17 protein-coding genes and 1 riboswitch are annotated in these 15,619 nt (G+C 71.3%); of the genes, 13 read left to right on the forward strand and 4 right to left on the reverse strand.

Annotation, left to right across the window (positions count from 1 at the left end):
• Positions 1-3: 3 nt before the first annotated feature.
• The 13 genes from B118_RS0100320 (at position 4) to thiC (ending at position 11,946) form a co-directional block, all read left to right on the forward strand.
• Positions 4-1,026 carry a DNA-directed RNA polymerase subunit alpha gene (locus B118_RS0100320; RefSeq protein WP_018217041.1) on the forward strand — a complete coding sequence of 341 codons (1,023 nt, stop codon included), beginning with the start codon at positions 4-6 and terminating at the stop codon, positions 1,024-1,026.
• Between the two features lie 32 nt (positions 1,027-1,058).
• Positions 1,059-1,631: a 50S ribosomal protein L17 gene (rplQ, locus tag B118_RS0100325; RefSeq protein WP_018222595.1), complete on the forward strand. Its 573-nt coding sequence runs from the start codon at positions 1,059-1,061 to the stop codon at positions 1,629-1,631.
• Between the two features lie 68 nt (positions 1,632-1,699).
• A complete protein-coding gene (gene truA / locus B118_RS0100330; RefSeq protein WP_018810193.1) occupies positions 1,700-2,530 on the forward strand; it encodes a tRNA pseudouridine(38-40) synthase TruA in 831 nt (276 codons plus the stop codon).
• 38 nt (positions 2,531-2,568) lie between these two features.
• Positions 2,569-3,174: a class I SAM-dependent methyltransferase gene (locus tag B118_RS0100335; RefSeq protein ID WP_018810192.1), complete on the forward strand. Its 606-nt coding sequence runs from the start codon at positions 2,569-2,571 to the stop codon at positions 3,172-3,174.
• Positions 3,175-3,251: 77 nt separating this feature from the next.
• Positions 3,252-4,931: an ABC-F family ATP-binding cassette domain-containing protein gene (locus tag B118_RS0100340; protein WP_018222598.1), complete on the forward strand. Its 1,680-nt coding sequence runs from the start codon at positions 3,252-3,254 to the stop codon at positions 4,929-4,931.
• Between the two features lie 16 nt (positions 4,932-4,947).
• Entirely contained in the window at positions 4,948-5,916 is a 969-nt protein-coding gene (locus B118_RS0100345) for an aldo/keto reductase (protein WP_018810191.1), read from the forward strand.
• Positions 5,917-6,058: 142 nt separating this feature from the next.
• Positions 6,059-6,168, forward strand: a riboswitch (TPP riboswitch).
• Positions 6,163-6,789 carry a thiamine phosphate synthase gene (locus B118_RS0100350; RefSeq protein ID WP_026185690.1) on the forward strand — a complete coding sequence of 209 codons (627 nt, stop codon included), beginning with the start codon at positions 6,163-6,165 and terminating at the stop codon, positions 6,787-6,789. (Overlaps the previous riboswitch by 6 nt.)
• Complete coding sequence (gene thiO / locus B118_RS0100355; protein WP_018222601.1) at positions 6,783-7,979, forward strand: glycine oxidase ThiO; 1,197 nt, start codon at positions 6,783-6,785, stop codon at positions 7,977-7,979. The genes B118_RS0100350 and thiO overlap by 7 nt, the downstream gene beginning before the upstream one ends.
• Positions 7,970-8,170, forward strand: a complete 201-nt coding sequence (thiS, locus tag B118_RS0100360) for a sulfur carrier protein ThiS (RefSeq protein ID WP_018222602.1) — start codon at positions 7,970-7,972, stop codon at positions 8,168-8,170. Before thiO ends, thiS begins: the two co-directional genes overlap by 10 nt.
• Positions 8,167-8,946, forward strand: coding sequence for a thiazole synthase (locus B118_RS0100365; protein WP_018222603.1), 780 nt, complete (start codon positions 8,167-8,169; stop codon positions 8,944-8,946). Before thiS ends, B118_RS0100365 begins: the two co-directional genes overlap by 4 nt.
• Complete coding sequence (locus B118_RS0100370) at positions 8,943-9,551, forward strand: thiamine phosphate synthase (RefSeq protein WP_028192242.1); 609 nt, start codon at positions 8,943-8,945, stop codon at positions 9,549-9,551. The genes B118_RS0100365 and B118_RS0100370 overlap by 4 nt, the downstream gene beginning before the upstream one ends.
• Positions 9,548-10,336, forward strand: a complete 789-nt coding sequence (gene thiD, locus B118_RS0100375) for a bifunctional hydroxymethylpyrimidine kinase/phosphomethylpyrimidine kinase (protein ID WP_028192243.1) — start codon at positions 9,548-9,550, stop codon at positions 10,334-10,336. Before B118_RS0100370 ends, thiD begins: the two co-directional genes overlap by 4 nt.
• 17 nt (positions 10,337-10,353) lie before the next feature.
• Positions 10,354-11,946 (forward strand): phosphomethylpyrimidine synthase ThiC, encoded by a 1,593-nt coding sequence (gene thiC / locus B118_RS0100380; RefSeq protein WP_018222606.1) that lies wholly within the window; start codon positions 10,354-10,356, stop codon positions 11,944-11,946.
• A 95-nt stretch (positions 11,947-12,041) separates the two neighbouring features.
• Here the strand turns inward: thiC and B118_RS0100385 are convergent, their stop codons facing one another.
• The 4 genes from B118_RS0100385 to B118_RS0100400 all read right to left on the reverse strand — a co-directional run bounded on the left by B118_RS0100385 (position 12,042) and on the right by B118_RS0100400 (position 15,473).
• Positions 12,042-13,367: a hypothetical protein gene (locus tag B118_RS0100385; protein WP_026270434.1), complete on the reverse strand. Its 1,326-nt coding sequence runs from the start codon at positions 13,365-13,367 to the stop codon at positions 12,042-12,044.
• A gap of 80 nt (positions 13,368-13,447) precedes the next feature.
• Complete coding sequence (locus B118_RS0100390) at positions 13,448-13,750, reverse strand: cupin domain-containing protein (RefSeq protein ID WP_018222607.1); 303 nt, start codon at positions 13,748-13,750, stop codon at positions 13,448-13,450.
• A complete protein-coding gene (locus tag B118_RS0100395) occupies positions 13,747-14,697 on the reverse strand; it encodes an LLM class F420-dependent oxidoreductase (RefSeq protein WP_028192244.1) in 951 nt (316 codons plus the stop codon). The genes B118_RS0100390 and B118_RS0100395 overlap by 4 nt, the downstream gene beginning before the upstream one ends.
• On the reverse strand, positions 14,697-15,473 hold the full coding sequence (locus tag B118_RS0100400) for an ABC transporter ATP-binding protein (protein ID WP_028192245.1): 777 nt from the start codon (positions 15,471-15,473) through the stop codon (positions 14,697-14,699). Before B118_RS0100400 ends, B118_RS0100395 begins: the two co-directional genes overlap by 1 nt.
• Positions 15,474-15,619: the final 146 nt, after the last annotated feature.

Below are 15,619 nucleotides of genomic sequence, written 5' to 3' on the forward strand. Positions count from 1 at the left end.
GAGATGCTCATCTCCCAGCGGCCCTCGCTCTCCGAGGAGTCGATCAACGAGACCCGGTCCCGGTTCACCATCGAGCCGCTGGAGCCCGGCTTCGGCTACACCCTGGGTAACTCGCTGCGCCGGACGCTGCTGTCGTCCATCCCCGGTGCGGCGGTGACCTCGATCAAGATCGATGGTGTGCTGCACGAGTTCACCACGATCCCCGGGGTCAAGGAGGATGTGGTCGAGCTCGTCATGAACATCAAGGAGCTCTGCGTCAGCTCCGAGCATGACGAGCCGGTCAGCATGTACCTGCGTAAGCAGGGCCCGGGCGACGTGACCGCCGGTGACATCCAGCCCCCGGCTGGCGTCTCGGTGCACAACCCGGATCTGAAGCTCGCCACCCTCAACGGCAAGGGCCGGCTCGACATGGAGCTGACCGTCGAGCGGGGCCGTGGCTACGTCACCGCGGCACAGAACAAGCAGGCGGGTGCCGAGATCGGTCGGATCCCGGTCGACTCGATCTACTCGCCGGTGCTCCGGGTCACCTACCGGGTCGAGGCGACCCGGGTCGAGCAGCGGACCGACTTCGATCGGCTGATCATCGACGTCGAGTCGAAGCCGTCGATGGGGCCCCGCACTGCCCTGGCCTCGGCCGGTTCCACGCTGGTCGAGCTCTTTGGCCTGGCCCGGGAGCTGGACGAGACCGCGGAGGGCATCGACATCGGGCCGTCCCCGCAGGACGCCCAGCTGGCAGCGGATCTGGCGCTGCCGATCGAGGAGCTGGACCTCACCGTCCGCTCCTACAACTGCCTCAAGCGCGAGGGCATCAACACCGTTGGTGAGCTCATTGGGCGTACCGAGGCTGACCTCCTCGACATCCGGAACTTCGGCCAGAAGTCGATCGACGAGGTCAAGATGAAGCTCGCCGGGATGGGCTTGGGGCTGAAGGACTCGGCCCCGAACTTCGACCCGGCGAACGTCGTGGACGCCTTCGGTGAGGCCGACTACGACACCGAGGACTACCGCGAGACTGAGCAGCTGTAAGCGCGGCTGAGGATTGACGAGGAGCACCGAGAATGCCCACGCCCACCAAGGGTGCCCGCCTCGGCGGTAGCCCGGCGCACGAGCGGTTGATGCTGGCCAACCTGGCCATGTCGCTGTTCCAGCACGGCAAGATTCAGACCACCGAGACCAAGGCCCGGCGGCTGCGCCCGCTCGCGGAGCAGCTGATCACCAAGGCGAAGCGCGGTGACCTGGCCGCCCGGCGTCGGGTGCTCGGGGTTGTCAAGGACAAGGACGTGGTCTACACCCTGTTCGACCAGATCGCGCCCCGGTACGCCAACCGCAACGGTGGCTACACCCGGATCGTGAAGACCGGTCCGCGTAAGGGTGACGCCGCCCCGATGGCGATCATCGAGCTGGTCGAGGAGCTGGCGGTCGCGCAGCCGAAGGCGAACAAGAAGACCGCCGGCCGCAAGGCCGCGCAGCAGGACAAGGTCGAGGCCCTCGCCCCAGCCGCGGAGGCCCCGGCGCCGAGCAGCGGCGACCAGGATGCCGAGGCGCCCGTCTCGGTCTCGGGTGACACCGCTGCGGCCCGCGCGGACAGCGACCTCGCTGTCGAGGAGAACAACGAGCAGAACAAGGCCTGATCGGCCAGGCTCCCGTCGGGCCCGACACCCACCCGGGTGTCGGGCCCGACGCGCGGAAGGGGACACGAGTGCAGGAGCGCACCCGGGTACGGCTGGATGTCTCGTATGACGGCACCGACTTCTCCGGCTGGGCGGTCCAGCCGCAGCGACGTACGGTCGCTGGTGCCCTCGTGGCGGCGCTTGACCTGGTGCTCGGTGCCGGCGCGGCGACCGGGCTGACCGTCGCCGGTCGGACCGACGCCGGCGTCCACGCCACCGGGCAGGTCTGCCACGTCGACCTGCGGACCGAGCTGTGGCACCAGCACGAGCACACCCTGCTGCGGCGGCTGGCCCGGCTGCTCCCCACCGACGTCCGGGTTCGGGCGATGACGGGAGCGCCGGCCGACTTCGACGCCCGTTTTTCGGCGACCTTCCGGCGGTACGAGTACCGCGTCACAGACGCGCCCTGGGGGGCGGAGCCGTTGCGGCGCCACGACACCCTGCCCTGGCCGAGCCGGCTCGACCTGGCGGCGCTGAACACCGCCGCCGACGGGCTGGTGGGGGAGCACGACTTCGCCGCGTACTGCCGGCGTAAGGAGAACGCGACGACGTTGCGGGAGGTGACCCGGCTGGACTGGCGGCGTGCCCCGGACGGGATTCTCGTGGCGACCGTGCAGGCCGACGCCTTCTGCCAGGCGATGGTGCGCAGTCTGGTCGGTGCGATGCTGGCCGTCGGGGATGGCCGCCGCCCCGCTGACTGGCCGGCCGGGCTGCTCGCCCGTCGGGAGCGCGCCAGTGAGGTGAACGTCGCCCCGGCACACGGCTTGACCCTGGTCGAGGTGGGTTACCCGGATGACCCGGCCGAGTACGGCCGGCGGGCCACCCGGACCCGCCGGTTGCGGGTGCCGCCCCCGGCCTGAGGCGGGGCGCCGGCGGGGCCGGTGCGAGAATCAACGGTGTGACCGGCGACCACTACTTCACCACTGAACCGGCGACTGCCGCCCAACCCCGGGAGGTGGTCTTCGCCGCGGCCGGCCGCGACTACACGCTGGCCTCCGCCGGCGGTGTCTTCTCCGCCGGGCGGCTTGATCCGGGGACGGCGGTGCTGCTGCGGAAGGCCGAGCTACCGGCGCCGGAGAGCACCGGTCACCTGCTCGACCTCGGCTGCGGCTTCGGACCGATCACCTGTGTGCTCGCCACCTCGGTGCCGTCGGCCACCGTCTGGGCCGTCGACGTCAACGAGCGGGCTCGTGAGCTGACCACGGCCAACGCCGCGCGGGTCGGGGCGGCGGCCCGGGTCCGGGTCGCCCCGCCGGACGCGGTGCCAGCGGCGGTGACGTTCGATCAGATCTGGTCGAATCCGCCGATCCGGATCGGCAAGAACGAGCTGCACCAGCTCCTGCTGCGCTGGCTGCCCCGGCTGGCGCCGGACGGGGTGGCCTGGCTGGTTGTCGCCCGGCACCTTGGTGGTGACTCGCTACACCGCTGGCTGTCCGAGCGGGGCTGGCAGGTGGCGCGGCCGGCGAGCCAGAAGGGCTACCGGGTGCTGCGGGTGACCAGGTAGGACGGGTTGGTCCCCTAGCGCGCGTTGGTCCGGTAAAACGGGTTGGCCCGGCCGGGCTGGCCCGGCAGGATGCCAACGTGGGTTACGTGGATGTGGCAGCCGTTGGGCACTGGCTGCCCGACGGGCGACAGCTCTTCGGCGATGTGTCGTTCCGGGTCGGTGATGGTGCCAAGATCGCCCTGGTCGGGCCGAACGGCGCAGGCAAGACGACGCTGCTGCGCATGGTCGCCGGCGACCTGCCGGTGCAGCGCGGCGTGGTCACCCGGGCCGGTGGGCTGGGGGTGATGCGTCAGTTCATCGGGATGATCGGCGACGAGTCAACCCTCGCCGACCTGGCCCTCTCCCTCGCCCCGCCCCGGCTGCGCGAGGCGGGTAGGCGGGTCGCCGGGACGGAGTCGGCGATGCGGGCGGCTGAGGTGCGCGGCAAGTACAGCACCGCCGCCGGAAAGGCCCAGCTCGCGTACGCGGACGCGCTCGCCGCCTGGGGGGAGGCGGGCGGGTACGACGCGGAGGTGCTCTTCGACACGGTGACCACGATCGTGCTCGACCTGCCGTGGGACACGGCGCGGCACCGTCCGGTCCGGACGCTCTCCGGCGGCCAGCAGAAGCGCTTCGCCCTGGAGCTGCTCCTGCGTGGTCCGGAAGAGGTGCTCCTGCTCGACGAGCCGGACAACTTCCTCGACGTGCCCGGGAAGCGCTGGTTGGAGGCGCGGCTGCGGGAGTCCGGCAAGTCGGTGCTGTACGTCTCGCACGACCGTGAGTTGCTGGCCCGCACCGCGGACCGGGTGGTGGCGGTCGAGGGCGGTGGCGCGTGGGTGCACCCGGGTGGCTTCGCCAGCTGGCACGAGGCCCGCGTCGCCCGGCACGACCGTCTCGACGAGCAGCGTCGGCGGTGGGACGAGGAACACCAGAAGCTGCGGGAACTGATGCTGATGTACAAGCAGAAGGCCGCGTACAACTCGGGTATGGCCTCCCGCTACCAGGCCGCCCAGACCCGGTTGCGGAAGTTCGAGGAGGCCGGGCCGCCGCCCGTACCCCCGAAGGAGCAGGACATCCGGATGCGGCTGGCCGGCGGCCGCACCGGTAAGCGTGCCCTGATCTGCGAGCAGTTGGCGCTCGATGACCTGACCTACCCCTTTGACCTGGAGCTCTGGTACGGCGACCGGGTCGCCGTGCTCGGTGCCAACGGGACCGGGAAGTCGCACTTCCTCCGCCTGATCGCCCGGGGCGGAACCGACCCCGATCCGGCGAATCAGCCGGTTGACGGCGGTACGCGGCTCACACCCGTCGGGCATGACGGGGTGGCCCGACTCGGTGCCCGGGTCCGGCCCGGCCACTTCTCCCAGACCCACGACCGGCCGGAGCTGATGGAGCGGACGCTGGTCGACATCCTCTGGCGGGGCGACGAACACCGCGCCGGCATGGATCGGCACGCGGCGATGGCCGCGCTGTCCCGGTACGAGCTGGCCGGGCAGGGGGACCAGCGGTTCGGTACGCTCTCCGGCGGCCAGCAGGCTCGGTTCCTGGTGCTGCTGCTGGAGTTGTCCGGGGCGACTTTGCTGCTGCTTGACGAGCCGACCGACAACCTGGACCTGGCCTCGGCGGAGGCGCTCGAATCGGGGCTGGCCGCGTTCGCCGGGACGGTGGTGGCGGTGACGCATGATCGATGGTTCACCCGTTCGTTTGATCGATTCTTGCTGTTCCAAGGGGACGGCGAGGTGGTGGAGGCCGCCGAGCCGGTCTGGGAGGTGGCCTGAGCGCGGGCGGCATAGGGTGGATTTCGTGACTGAGATGACGTACCGCCGGTTGGGCGACTCCGGGCTCGTGGTGTCCGCGGTCGGCATCGGCTGCAACAACTTTGGCCGCCGGGTCGACCTGGACGGGACCCGGGCGGTGGTGGCGGCCGCCCTCGATTCCGGGATCAACTTCTTCGACACCGCCGACATCTATGGTGCTCCGCCGGGTGGCTCCGAGGAACTCCTCGGCCAGGTACTCAAGGGAGGCCGGGACGATGTGGTGATCGCCACCAAGTTCGGCATGGACATGGACGGCCATAACGGACCGGACTACGGTGCCCGCGGTGCCCGTCGCTATGTCATGCGGGCGGTGGAGGCTTCGCTGCGTCGGCTGCAGACCGACCACATTGACCTGTACCAGCTGCACGAGCCGGACCCCGGCACCCCGATCGACGAGACGCTGGCCGCACTGGACGATCTGGTCACCGCCGGCAAGGTGCGTTACCTGGGTAACTCCAACTTCGACGGCTGGCAGATCGCCGACGCGGACTGGACCGCCAGCTCGCGCGGGTCGACCCGGTTCATCTCCGCCCAGAACCACTACTCGCTGCTCCAACGGGGTGTCGAGGCCGAGGTTGTCCCGGCGTGTGAGCGGTTCGGGCTGGGCCTGCTGCCCTTCTTTCCCCTCGCCAACGGCCTGCTCACCGGCAAGTACAAGCGCGGCGAGGCCGCGCCGTCGGGCAGTCGCCTCGCCGGTGGCGGCCGGTACGCGGCCCGGCTGGCCGCCGCCGACTGGGACACCATCGAGGCGCTCGAGGCCTACGCGGCCGAGCGCGGCCTCAGCCTGCTTCAGGTCGCCATCGGCGGGCTCGCCGCCCAGCCCGCGGTGGCCTCGGTGATCGCCGGTGCCACCACCCCCGACCAGGTACGGGCCAACGCGGCGGCGGGTGCCTGGGTGCCCGACGCCGACGACCTGGCCGCCCTGCGGGCGGTACTCGACAGCTAGCGAGTGGAGAATCTCGGCCTCCCATCGTCTCAATGGTGGGAGGCCGATTCGTGTCCGGGCCGGCTCCGGCAGCGGCCGGTCCGCACACTTGCGCCGAGGACGCCGTCTTGGCAGCCACACGGCGCCTGCCGTACGGTGGTGGGTAGTAACCCACGGGAGCCCGGTAAACCGGGCTGAGAGGGGGGCTGAGAGCCCCCGACCGTTGAACCTGATCCGGGTAGTGCCGGCGCAGGGAGGAGAGTTGCCGTGTCGTCCCTTGGGCGTCTACATCTGATTACCGACACCAGACCTGGGCGCAACCCGCTCACCGTGGTGCGGGCCGCCTTGTCGGTGGCCCGTACCGAACTGGTCGTCCAGGTCCGCGTGACCGACGACGCGACCGACCGGCAGGCGTACGACCTGGCCCGCCAGGTGACCGCGCTCTGCGCCCCGTACGGTGCGACCTGCCTGGTGAACGATCGGCTACACGTGGCCCTGGCGGTTGGTGCCGCCGGTGGACACGTGGGCGCCGACGACCTGCCCGTCGGGGCGGCCCGCGCGGTGCTCGGCTCCGCCGCTGTCCTCGGCGCCACCGCCCGGTACGCGGACACCGCTGTCGAGGCGGTCGTCGCCGGGGCCAGTTACCTCGGGGTCGGGCCGGTCCACTCCACCACCTCAAAGGACGGCCTGCCGCCCGCGATCGGCGTGGCGGGGGTACGGGCGGTTGCCGCCGCGGTCAGCGTGCCGGTGATCGCCATCGGGGCGGTGACCGCAGCGGACGTGCCGGCCCTGCGGGCCGCGGGCGCGTACGGAGTGGCGGTGATCGGCGCGCTCTCGCACGCCGCCGACCCCGCCCGGACCACCGCCGAACTGATCAAGGCGCTGACGTGGTGAGCAAACTGCCGGGTACCCCCCGGGGCGGCAACCGGAACTCGCTGTCCACCCCCGACGTCGCGGTGGTCGGGGCCGGGCCGATCGGCCTGGCCATCGCCTGGCGGTGCGCGGCCCGCGGGCTGCGGGTCGTCGTACACGACCCGGATCCCGGCTCGGGTGCGGTGCACGCCGCGGCGGGGATGCTCGCGCCGGTCGCCGAGGCGTACTTCGGGGAGCACGAGCTGACTGGCCTGCTCACCGAGTCGGCGGCGCGCTGGCCGGCGTTCGCCGCCGAGCTGGCCGCCGCCTCCGGTACCGACGTCGGCTACCGCAGCGAGGGCACCCTGATGGTCGGGCTCACCACCGACGATCTTGCGGTGGCCCGTCGGCTCTGGGCGTACCAGCAGGGGCTGGGGCTGCCGGTCACCCCACTGCGCCCCTCCGAGCTTCGAGACCGGGAGCCGGCGCTGTCACCCCGGATGCGGGGTGGCGCCTACGCCGGCACCGACCACCAGGTGGACCCGCGGCGGTTGGTGTCGGCGTTGCGCACCGCCACCGAGCGGGCCGGGGGAGTGCTGGTGCCGACGCCGGTCCAGCAGTTGACCGAGGTGACAGCGGGGACCACGGTCGTCGCGGCCGGCTGTGGCTCCGCTGCCCTGACCGGGCTGCCCGTCCGCCCGGTCAAGGGCCAGGTGCTTCGGCTCCGTGCTCCCGGTGCGCCGGGCTTCCAGCACGTGATCCGGGGTTTCGCCGACGGGGAACAGGTCTATCTCGTCCCGCGGCCGGACGGGGAGGTGGTGGTCGGGGCGACCTCGGAGGAGCGCACCGACACCATGGTGACCAGCGGTGCGGTGTTGCGGCTACTCCGGGCCGCCACCGACCTGGTACCCGAGGTGGCTGAGTACGAGCTGGTCGAGGCGGTCGCCGGGCTCCGTCCGGGTAGCCCCGACAACGCGCCGATCCTCGGTCCGTTGCCCGGGCGGCCGGCGGTGCTCGCCGCGACCGGGCACCACCGGCACGGGGTCGTGCTCACCCCGGTCACCGCCGACCTGATCGCCGACCTGATCAGCACCGGTACGCCGGATCCGCTACTCGCCGCCTTCACCCCGGAGCGCCTCGGTCCGGGGCGCTCCCGTCCACCCGCCACCGCCGACCCGGCATGCGGATCCGCCGTGCCCCGGCCGACCCCACTGGAGGAGTCGTGGAACTGATGGTGAACGGCCTTGGGCGCAGCCTGCCCACCGGCTCCACCCTCGCGGACCTGGTCCGGGCGGTGACCGAACAGGAGCGTGGTCTGGCGGTCGCCGTCAACGGCGAGGTCGTACCGCGGGGTGGCTGGCCGGTCACCCTGCTGTGCGAGGGCGACCGGGTCGAGGTGCTCAGCGCCGCGCAGGGCGGGTGAGCGGGGTGACTTTCGAACTGGGTGGAGTACCGATCCCGTCGCGCCTGGTCCTCGGCACCGGCGGGGCCGCCAACCTCACCGTCCTGGAAGAGGCGATCCGAGCCTCCGGCACCGGCCTGGTCACCGTGGCGCTGCGCCGGGTGGACACCACCGGGGGCCCTTCGGGTGGCCTACTGGACCTGGTCGACCGTTGCGGGGTCCGGCTGCTACCCAACACCGCCGGCTGCTACACGGCGGGTGAGGCGGTCAAGGTGGCCCAGCTGGCCCGGGAGGCGTTCGAGACCGACTGGGTGAAGCTTGAGGTGATCGGCGACGAGCGCACCCTGCTGCCCGACGGCGTGGAGCTGTTGCGGGCCGCGGAGGAGTTGGTCGCCGACGGTTTCACCGTGCTGCCGTACACCTCGGACGACCCGATCCTGGCGCGTCGGCTCGCCGATGTCGGCTGCGCGGCGGTGATGCCGGCGGGTTCCCCGATTGGGTCGGGGCTCGGGGTGTCGAACCCGCACCACATCCGGCTCATCCGGCAGAGCGTGGCGGTGCCGGTGATCTTGGATGCGGGGATCGGCACCGCCTCCGATGCGGCGCTCGCCATGGAATTGGGCTGCGACGCGGTGCTGCTGGCCAGCGCGGTGACTCGGGCCGCCGATCCGGTGGCGATGGCGACGGCGATGCGGTACGCGGTCGATGCCGGCCGGCTCGCGTACCAGGCCGGCCGGATACCGCGCCGTTTCCACGCCCTCGCCTCGACTCCGGACGACGGGCGGCCAGAGCTGTGACCGGGCCGACCGGCCTGGTGGTACTCACCGATCGCCGGATGGCGCGGCGACCGCTTGTCGAGGTTGTCGCCGCGGCCGTGGCCGGCGGTACGCGCTGGGTGGTGCTGCGGGAGCGAGATCTTCCCCGGGCTGAGCGAGCCGCCCTCGCCGATGAGCTGCGTCAGGTCCTCACCCCGGTCGGTGGCACGTTGGTCGTTGCCGGCCCGGACCCGCTCGGCGGCGACGCGGTGCACCTGTCGGCGGCTGGTCCGTACCCGCCGCCGCGACTCGGGCTGATCGGCCGTTCCTGCCACAACGAGGCGGAACTGGGCCGGCTCACGGTTGAGGACTACGCCACTCTCTCCCCCGTATATCCGACGCCGACGAAGCCCGGCTACGGCCCACCGTTGCTTCCGTCCGGGCTGGCAAGCTTGCTCAAGGCCAGTCCGGTCCCGGTGGTGGCGCTGGGCGGGATCGAGACGTCCGGGCAGGTGCGCGACTGTGTGCGGGCGGGAGCCGCCGGGGTGGCGGTCCTGGGTGCGATCATGCGGGCCGAGGACCCGGGCGCCGTGGCCGCCGCCCTTCAGGGAGCCTTCGACACCGTCTCCAGCGCAGGTGTGCGATGACGCCCCACACCGTCCTCACCATCGCTGGCTCGGACTCCGGCGGGGGCGCCGGCATCCAGGCCGACCTGAAGGTCTTCGCGGCGCTGGGGGCGTACGGCACCAGCGTCATCACCTCCGTCACCGCGCAGAACACCTGCGGTGTTGACGCCGTGCTGTCGTTGCCCCCGCAGACCGTCACCGACCAACTGGAGAGCGTGCTCACCGACTTCACGGTGCGGGCGGTGAAGACCGGTACGCTCGGCAGCCCGGCGATCGCCGACGCGGTCGCTGTTGCGGCGGGGGAGGATCGACTGCCGCATCTCGTCGTCGACCCGGTGCTGGTGGCGACCAGTGGGCGCCGGCTGGGCACGGTCGCGGCGGTGGAGCGGTTGCTGCCGTTCGCCCGGGTGGCGACGCCGAATCGGGCGGAGGCCGCGGCCCTCACCGGCGCGCGGGTCGAGACGGTCGAGGAGATGATCGTCGCGGCGAAGGCACTGGCCGCCGGCGGACCGGAGTATGTCGTGGTCACCGGCGGGGACACCGACGGTGATGAAGCGGCGGTGGACGTGCTCCACGGCGAGGACGTCACCACCCAGCTCCGGGCGGCCCGGGTATCGACCCGGCACAACCACGGCACTGGGTGCTCGTTCTCGGCGGCCATCGCCGCCCGGCTGGCGCTCGGTGATTCGGTGCCGGTAGCCGTCGCGGCGGCCAAGGAATATGTGACCCGGGCGCTGATCGGCGCTCGGGGCTGGGAGTTGGGCGCGGGACGCGGACCACTCGATCACTTCAGCTGGTCCGTCTGACCTATAGGGAGGCTGTCATGCAGAAACGTCGCAAGGTCTACGTCGAGGGGTCGCGGCCGGACATCCAGGTGCCCTTCGCCGAGGTCGACCTCGCCGGAGACAACCCGCCGGTGCGGCTCTACGACACCTCGGGACCGGGCTCCGACCCGGAGGCGGGGCTACCGCCGATGCGCGGCAGGTGGATCGCGTCCCGGGGGGATGTCGCCCCGGTTCGCGGCGCCGGTACCCCGTTGGCGGGGGTGGACGGCCAGCGGCCGACCCAACTCGCGTACGCCCGGGCCGGGGTGGTGACGCCGGAGATGGAGTTCGTGGCGATCCGTGAGGGGGTGGCGCCGGAGCTGGTGCGGGAGGAGATCGCGTCCGGGCGGGCCGTGCTGCCGCTGAACGTCAACCACCCGGAGTGCGAGCCGGCGATCATCGGCAAGGCCTTCCTGGTGAAGATCAATGCGAATATCGGCACCTCGGCGGTCACCTCCTCGATCGCCGATGAGGTGGAGAAGCTGACCTGGGCGACCCGGTGGGGCGCGGACGCGGTGATGGATCTGTCGACCGGTAAACGGATCCACGAAACCCGGGAGGCGGTTGTCCGGAACTCTCCGGTGCCGATCGGCACCGTGCCGGTCTACCAGGCCCTGGAGAAGGTGGGCGGCGATCCAGCGAAGTTGAGCTGGGAGGTGTTCCGGGAGACGGTCATCGAGCAGGCCGAGCAGGGCGTCGACTACATGACCGTGCACGCCGGGGTGCTGCTGGCCTACGTGCCGCTCGCCGTGGAGCGGGTGACCGGGATCGTCTCCCGCGGTGGTTCGATCATGGCAGCGTGGTGCCTCGCCCACCACGAGGAGAACTTCATCTACACCAACTACCGGGAGCTCTGCGAGATTCTGGCCCGCTACGACGTGACCTTCTCGCTTGGCGACGGGCTGCGCCCCGGCTCCATCGCGGACGCCAACGACGAGGCACAGTTCGCCGAGCTGCGTACCCTCGGTGAGCTGACAAAAATCGCCTGGGAATACGACGTCCAGGTGATGATCGAGGGTCCGGGGCACGTGCCGATGCACAAGATCAAGGAGAATGTGGACCTGCAGCAGGAGTGGTGTCACGAGGCGCCGTTCTACACGCTTGGCCCACTGGCCACGGACATCGCGCCCGCGTACGACCACATCACCTCCGCTATCGGCGCGGCGATGAGCTCCTGGTTCGGTACCGCGATGCTCTGCTATGTCACCCCGAAGGAGCACCTCGGGTTGCCGGACCGGGACGATGTGAAGGCCGGCGTGATCGCTTACAAGATCGCCGCGCACGCCGCCGATCTGGCCAAGGGTCACCCGGGGGCCCAGGAGTGGGACGACGCGCTCTCCAAGGCGCGGTTCGAGTTCCGCTGGGAGGACCAGTTCAACCTGGCGTTGGACCCGGAGACCGCGCGCGCCTACCACGACGCCACCCTGCCGGCTGAGCCAGCGAAGACGGCCCACTTCTGTTCGATGTGCGGACCAAAGTTCTGCTCCATGAAGATCACCCAGGAGCTGAAGGAGTACGCCGCACGCGGTATGAAGGAGAAGTCGGAGGAATTCGTTGAGTCCGGCGGTCGGGTCTACCTTCCGATTGCGTGATCTCTGACCACCGCGGCACCCCGAGCAGCAGGCGGGGTGCCGCGGTGGTCATCGGGCACCGCGTTGACCGGGCCCGTCGAGACGGGGGCGGCTGGTCAGTCGGCGTGATGCCGGCCGACAGAGCGCAACGAGCGGCGAGCGCCTTCCCGATTGGGCTCGTTGTTGGGGACCGGCTCGCTCAGACCGGTCACCCAGTCAACGAACTCCTCGTCCTGTGCTGGTAGCGGGACCTCCGCTGTCGGCTCCGCCACCTCGTCGGCCCGGGAGCGACTGCGTCGGAACAGGTTTCGGCGGCGCGGGGCGGGAGGCGTCGCGCCGGCCACCAACTGGTCGTCCGCGGCACCCGGGTCGGCCTCGTCCGCTACCGGACGCGGTCGGGCCGCCGGGACGGGGCTGCCGGTGGTCGGCGCGGCCGTGTCGACCTCGGCCGGAGCCGGAGATATCGGGGGGACTACCGTCGGCGCGGGGGCGAGCAGCGGTTCGGGGCCCGGTGTTGGCTCGGGTTTGGCTGCCGGTGGGCGTTTCCTCGGTGGCCAGCGCAGTAACGTGGTGGCTCGTTCGACCGGGCGTTCGATCAGTGGCCAGCGCAGCGTCGCGGCGACGGCCGAGCCGAGTCCGCCGGCGACCACCGTGAGCAGGGCGGCGTAGTACGGCGTGGTCTGGTACTGGTCCGCATCCGCCCCGGGGCCCGCCACCAGGTACGCGCCGGCTAACAGCATCGGCCCGGGCAGCCCGGTCAGCGCGCCGACGGATGTGGCCTGCCCGCGTCGACGGGCGAGGCCGCCGGCGCCGACTCCGGCCAGCAGCGCCGCCGCCGGAAGGCCCAGCAGGCAGAGGCGGTCCGCCGCGGCGGGGTCGAGCCAGGAGGGTTCCCACACCCCGAGGCGTACTGCCCGCAGTGGGCCGGTGTCGTTCAGCGACGGGGCAACCGAGGCCAGGGCGAGGAACCAGACCAGGCCGGCGACGATCGCCATGTTCCAGAGCAGCGGGGGTCGTATGAGGACGGCCAGCGCCGCACCCCCGCCGAGCACCGCGCCGAGGAGTGCACCAGCGGCGACAGACCAGACCGGTTCCACGGCACCCACGTCGGCAGCTCGGGCCGACTGCATTCCCAGCGGCGCGACGACCATGGCACCGAGCGCGGCGGCGCCCGCCACGGCGGCCCGCCGACGAACGCTGATCAGTGGGGCTCCCCGGCGCGCCAGCCGTTCGGCACAGACGGCACCGGTGACAGCGGCGTTCGCCGCAAACCAGGCGACCCAGGCGAGTTGTGCTGGCCACTGGTTGACGCTCGCGTCGGTGAAGGCGCCGGAGAAGCGCACGATGCCGAAGCCGAATGCGACGCCGAGCTGCCCGGCTCCGGCCAGCAGACTTACCCCAAGCGCCGTGAGCAGTAGCTTGCTCAAGGTCCGAAACGCCATGCCGGGCAGGTTACGGTCCCGGCGCGGGCGGGCGCCACTGGCACGCCGGGCCGGGTGCGGTAGCCCGCCCCGGCATTGGGTTACTTGAGCTCGACCAGCCGGGCCAGGTAGGTCGTGTCGCCCGTGTTGGTCAGCATGTGCACCGCTCCCGGATCCCGGTAGACGACGCCGCCGGTTGGCTCATCGGCGTCGATTCGGTCGCCGTCGATGGTCTGCACGACGTTCTTGGCACCCTGGATCGCCACCACCAGATACGGGTGGTCGTGCCGATGCAGCGGCTGCCGCTCACCGGGTGCCAGTCTGATGTGCCAGACCCGTACCCGGTCGTTCTCGAAAACGATCTCCTGGCCCACCGGGCCCAGCTCAAGGTCGGTTGTGGTCATTGTGGTCCATCCAGTTGGGGGAGCACCTCGGCGGCGATGAGCTCCAGGTGGTCGAGGTCGGCGAGGTCGATGAGGCGCAGGTGGACGCGGCTCGCTCCGATCGCGGCGAACTCGCCGATGCGATCGACGAGCCGCGCGGGCGAGCCCACGACCGGATCCTCCGGGGGCAGGGCGCTGGGTCGGTGCAGGGGAGCGGCACGGTGGCGTGCCTCGGCGTCGGTGCGGCCGACGGCCACCACAATCCCCGCCGAGAGCGTCAGTGGTTGCCGCCCGGACTCGGCCCGGCCAGTGGCATCGCATGCCTCCCCGACCCGCTCATACGCCGCCGCCGTCTGGGCGACGGAGGTGAACGGCATGTTGAACTCGTCGGCATACCGGGCAGCCAGGTCCGGGGTACGCTTCGCACCGCGACCGCCCACGATCACCGGTGGACCGGGGCGCTGGACCGGCTTCGGCAGTGCTGGCGCGTCAACGAGTTGGTAATGCTCTCCGGAGTAGCTGAACCCGGCTCCCGGAGGGGTACGCCACAGGCCGGTGACGATCTCCAGCTGCTCGGCCAGCCGGTCGAACCGTTCCCTGACGCCGGGGAAGGGAATCCCGTAGGCGGTGTGCTCCCGCTCGTACCAGCCGGCGCCGATACCCAGCTCGACCCGGCCACCGCTCATCTGGTCGACCTGCGCCACCATGACGGCCAGTGGGCCGGGTAGCCGGAAGGTGGCCGACGTGACCAGCGTGCCGAGCCGGATCCGGCTGGTCTCGCGGGCCAGCGCGGCCAGCGTCAGCCAGGCGTCCGTGGGACCGGGCAGCGCCGGGTCGTCGCCCATCGCCCGGTAGTGGTCGGCGCGGAGGAAGGCGTCGTAGCCGCAGTGCTCCGCGTGGCGGGCGAACCGGAGCTGGTCTTCGTAGCTGGCGCCACGGTGTGGTTCGGTGAATACCGAGACGCGCATCAGGGCGCCTCCACCGATCCGGGTTCCTGCTCCGCGAGCAGCTCGTGCAGGTCGGCGCTGACCCGGGCGACATCGGCCAGATGTGCGTTGCGGCCAAGCGTGCGCGGGCGGGGGATGGAGACGTCAACGAGGTCGCGGATGCGGCCGGGGCGAGGGCTGAGCACGACCACCCGGTCAGCCAGCAGGACCGCTTCTTCGATGGAGTGGGTGACGAAGACGACCGTCGCCGATGTCTCCATGTGCACCCGTTGTAGCTCGCCGGAGAGCTCCTCGCGGGTGAGCGCATCCAGGGCGGAGAAGGGCTCATCCATCAGCATCACCCGGGGCTCGCCGATCAGTGAGCGGCAGAGCGAGACCCGCTGTTGCATGCCGCCGGAGAGCTCGTGTGGCAGCCGCTTCTCGAACCCGGCGAGGCCGGTCAGCTCCAGCAGCTGCCGGGCCCGGTCGCGGTGTTGGGCCCGCTTCCAACCGAAGATCTCCACCGGGAGGAGGACGTTGTCGAGCACCGTGCGCCAGGGCAGTAGGGCCGGTCGCTGGAACAGCATCGCGACGTCCGGCCGGGGATGGGTGACCGGCGCGCCAGCGACGGTGGCTTCCCCGACCGTAACCGGGAGTAGCCCGGCGATGAGTCGGAGCAGAGTGGATTTGCCGCAGCCGGAGCGGCCGAGTACGGCAACGAACTCGCCGTCGCCGATGTCAAGGTCGATGTCACGCAGGGCCTCGACCTGGCCGGAGCGGCCATTGAAGCTCCGGGATACCCCGGACAGCCGGATCATCCGCGGACCTTCCTGAGTTGACGGTCAGTGATCAAGCGACAGAGTACCGGTCGGGGGTGGCAATGATGCTGGCTGGGGTGGGATTAGTTGTGTCCGTTCCGCAACCCGATATGCCTGGTGGCGCGGCGGCGGTTTTCTCGTACGCT

This window comes from Salinispora pacifica CNR114 (assembly GCF_000514775.1).
GTDB lineage: Bacteria > Actinomycetota > Actinomycetes > Mycobacteriales > Micromonosporaceae > Micromonospora > Micromonospora pacifica.

Bases quoted from the DNA above. Each gene is read 5' to 3' on its own strand.
- B118_RS0100320 (WP_018217041.1), top strand. From the start codon at position 4: ATGCTCATCTCCCAGCGGCCCTCGCTCTCCGAGGAGTCGATCAACGAG.
- rplQ (WP_018222595.1), top strand. From the start codon at position 1,059: ATGCCCACGCCCACCAAGGGTGCCCGCCTCGGCGGTAGCCCGGCGCAC.
- thiD (WP_028192243.1), top strand. From the start codon at position 9,548: ATGACGCCCCACACCGTCCTCACCATCGCTGGCTCGGACTCCGGCGGG.
- thiC (WP_018222606.1), top strand. From the start codon at position 10,354: ATGCAGAAACGTCGCAAGGTCTACGTCGAGGGGTCGCGGCCGGACATC.
- B118_RS0100385 (WP_026270434.1), bottom strand. From the start codon at position 13,367: ATGGCGTTTCGGACCTTGAGCAAGCTACTGCTCACGGCGCTTGGGGTA.
- B118_RS0100390 (WP_018222607.1), bottom strand. From the start codon at position 13,750: ATGACCACAACCGACCTTGAGCTGGGCCCGGTGGGCCAGGAGATCGTT.
- B118_RS0100395 (WP_028192244.1), bottom strand. From the start codon at position 14,697: ATGCGCGTCTCGGTATTCACCGAACCACACCGTGGCGCCAGCTACGAA.
- B118_RS0100400 (WP_028192245.1), bottom strand. From the start codon at position 15,473: ATGATCCGGCTGTCCGGGGTATCCCGGAGCTTCAATGGCCGCTCCGGC.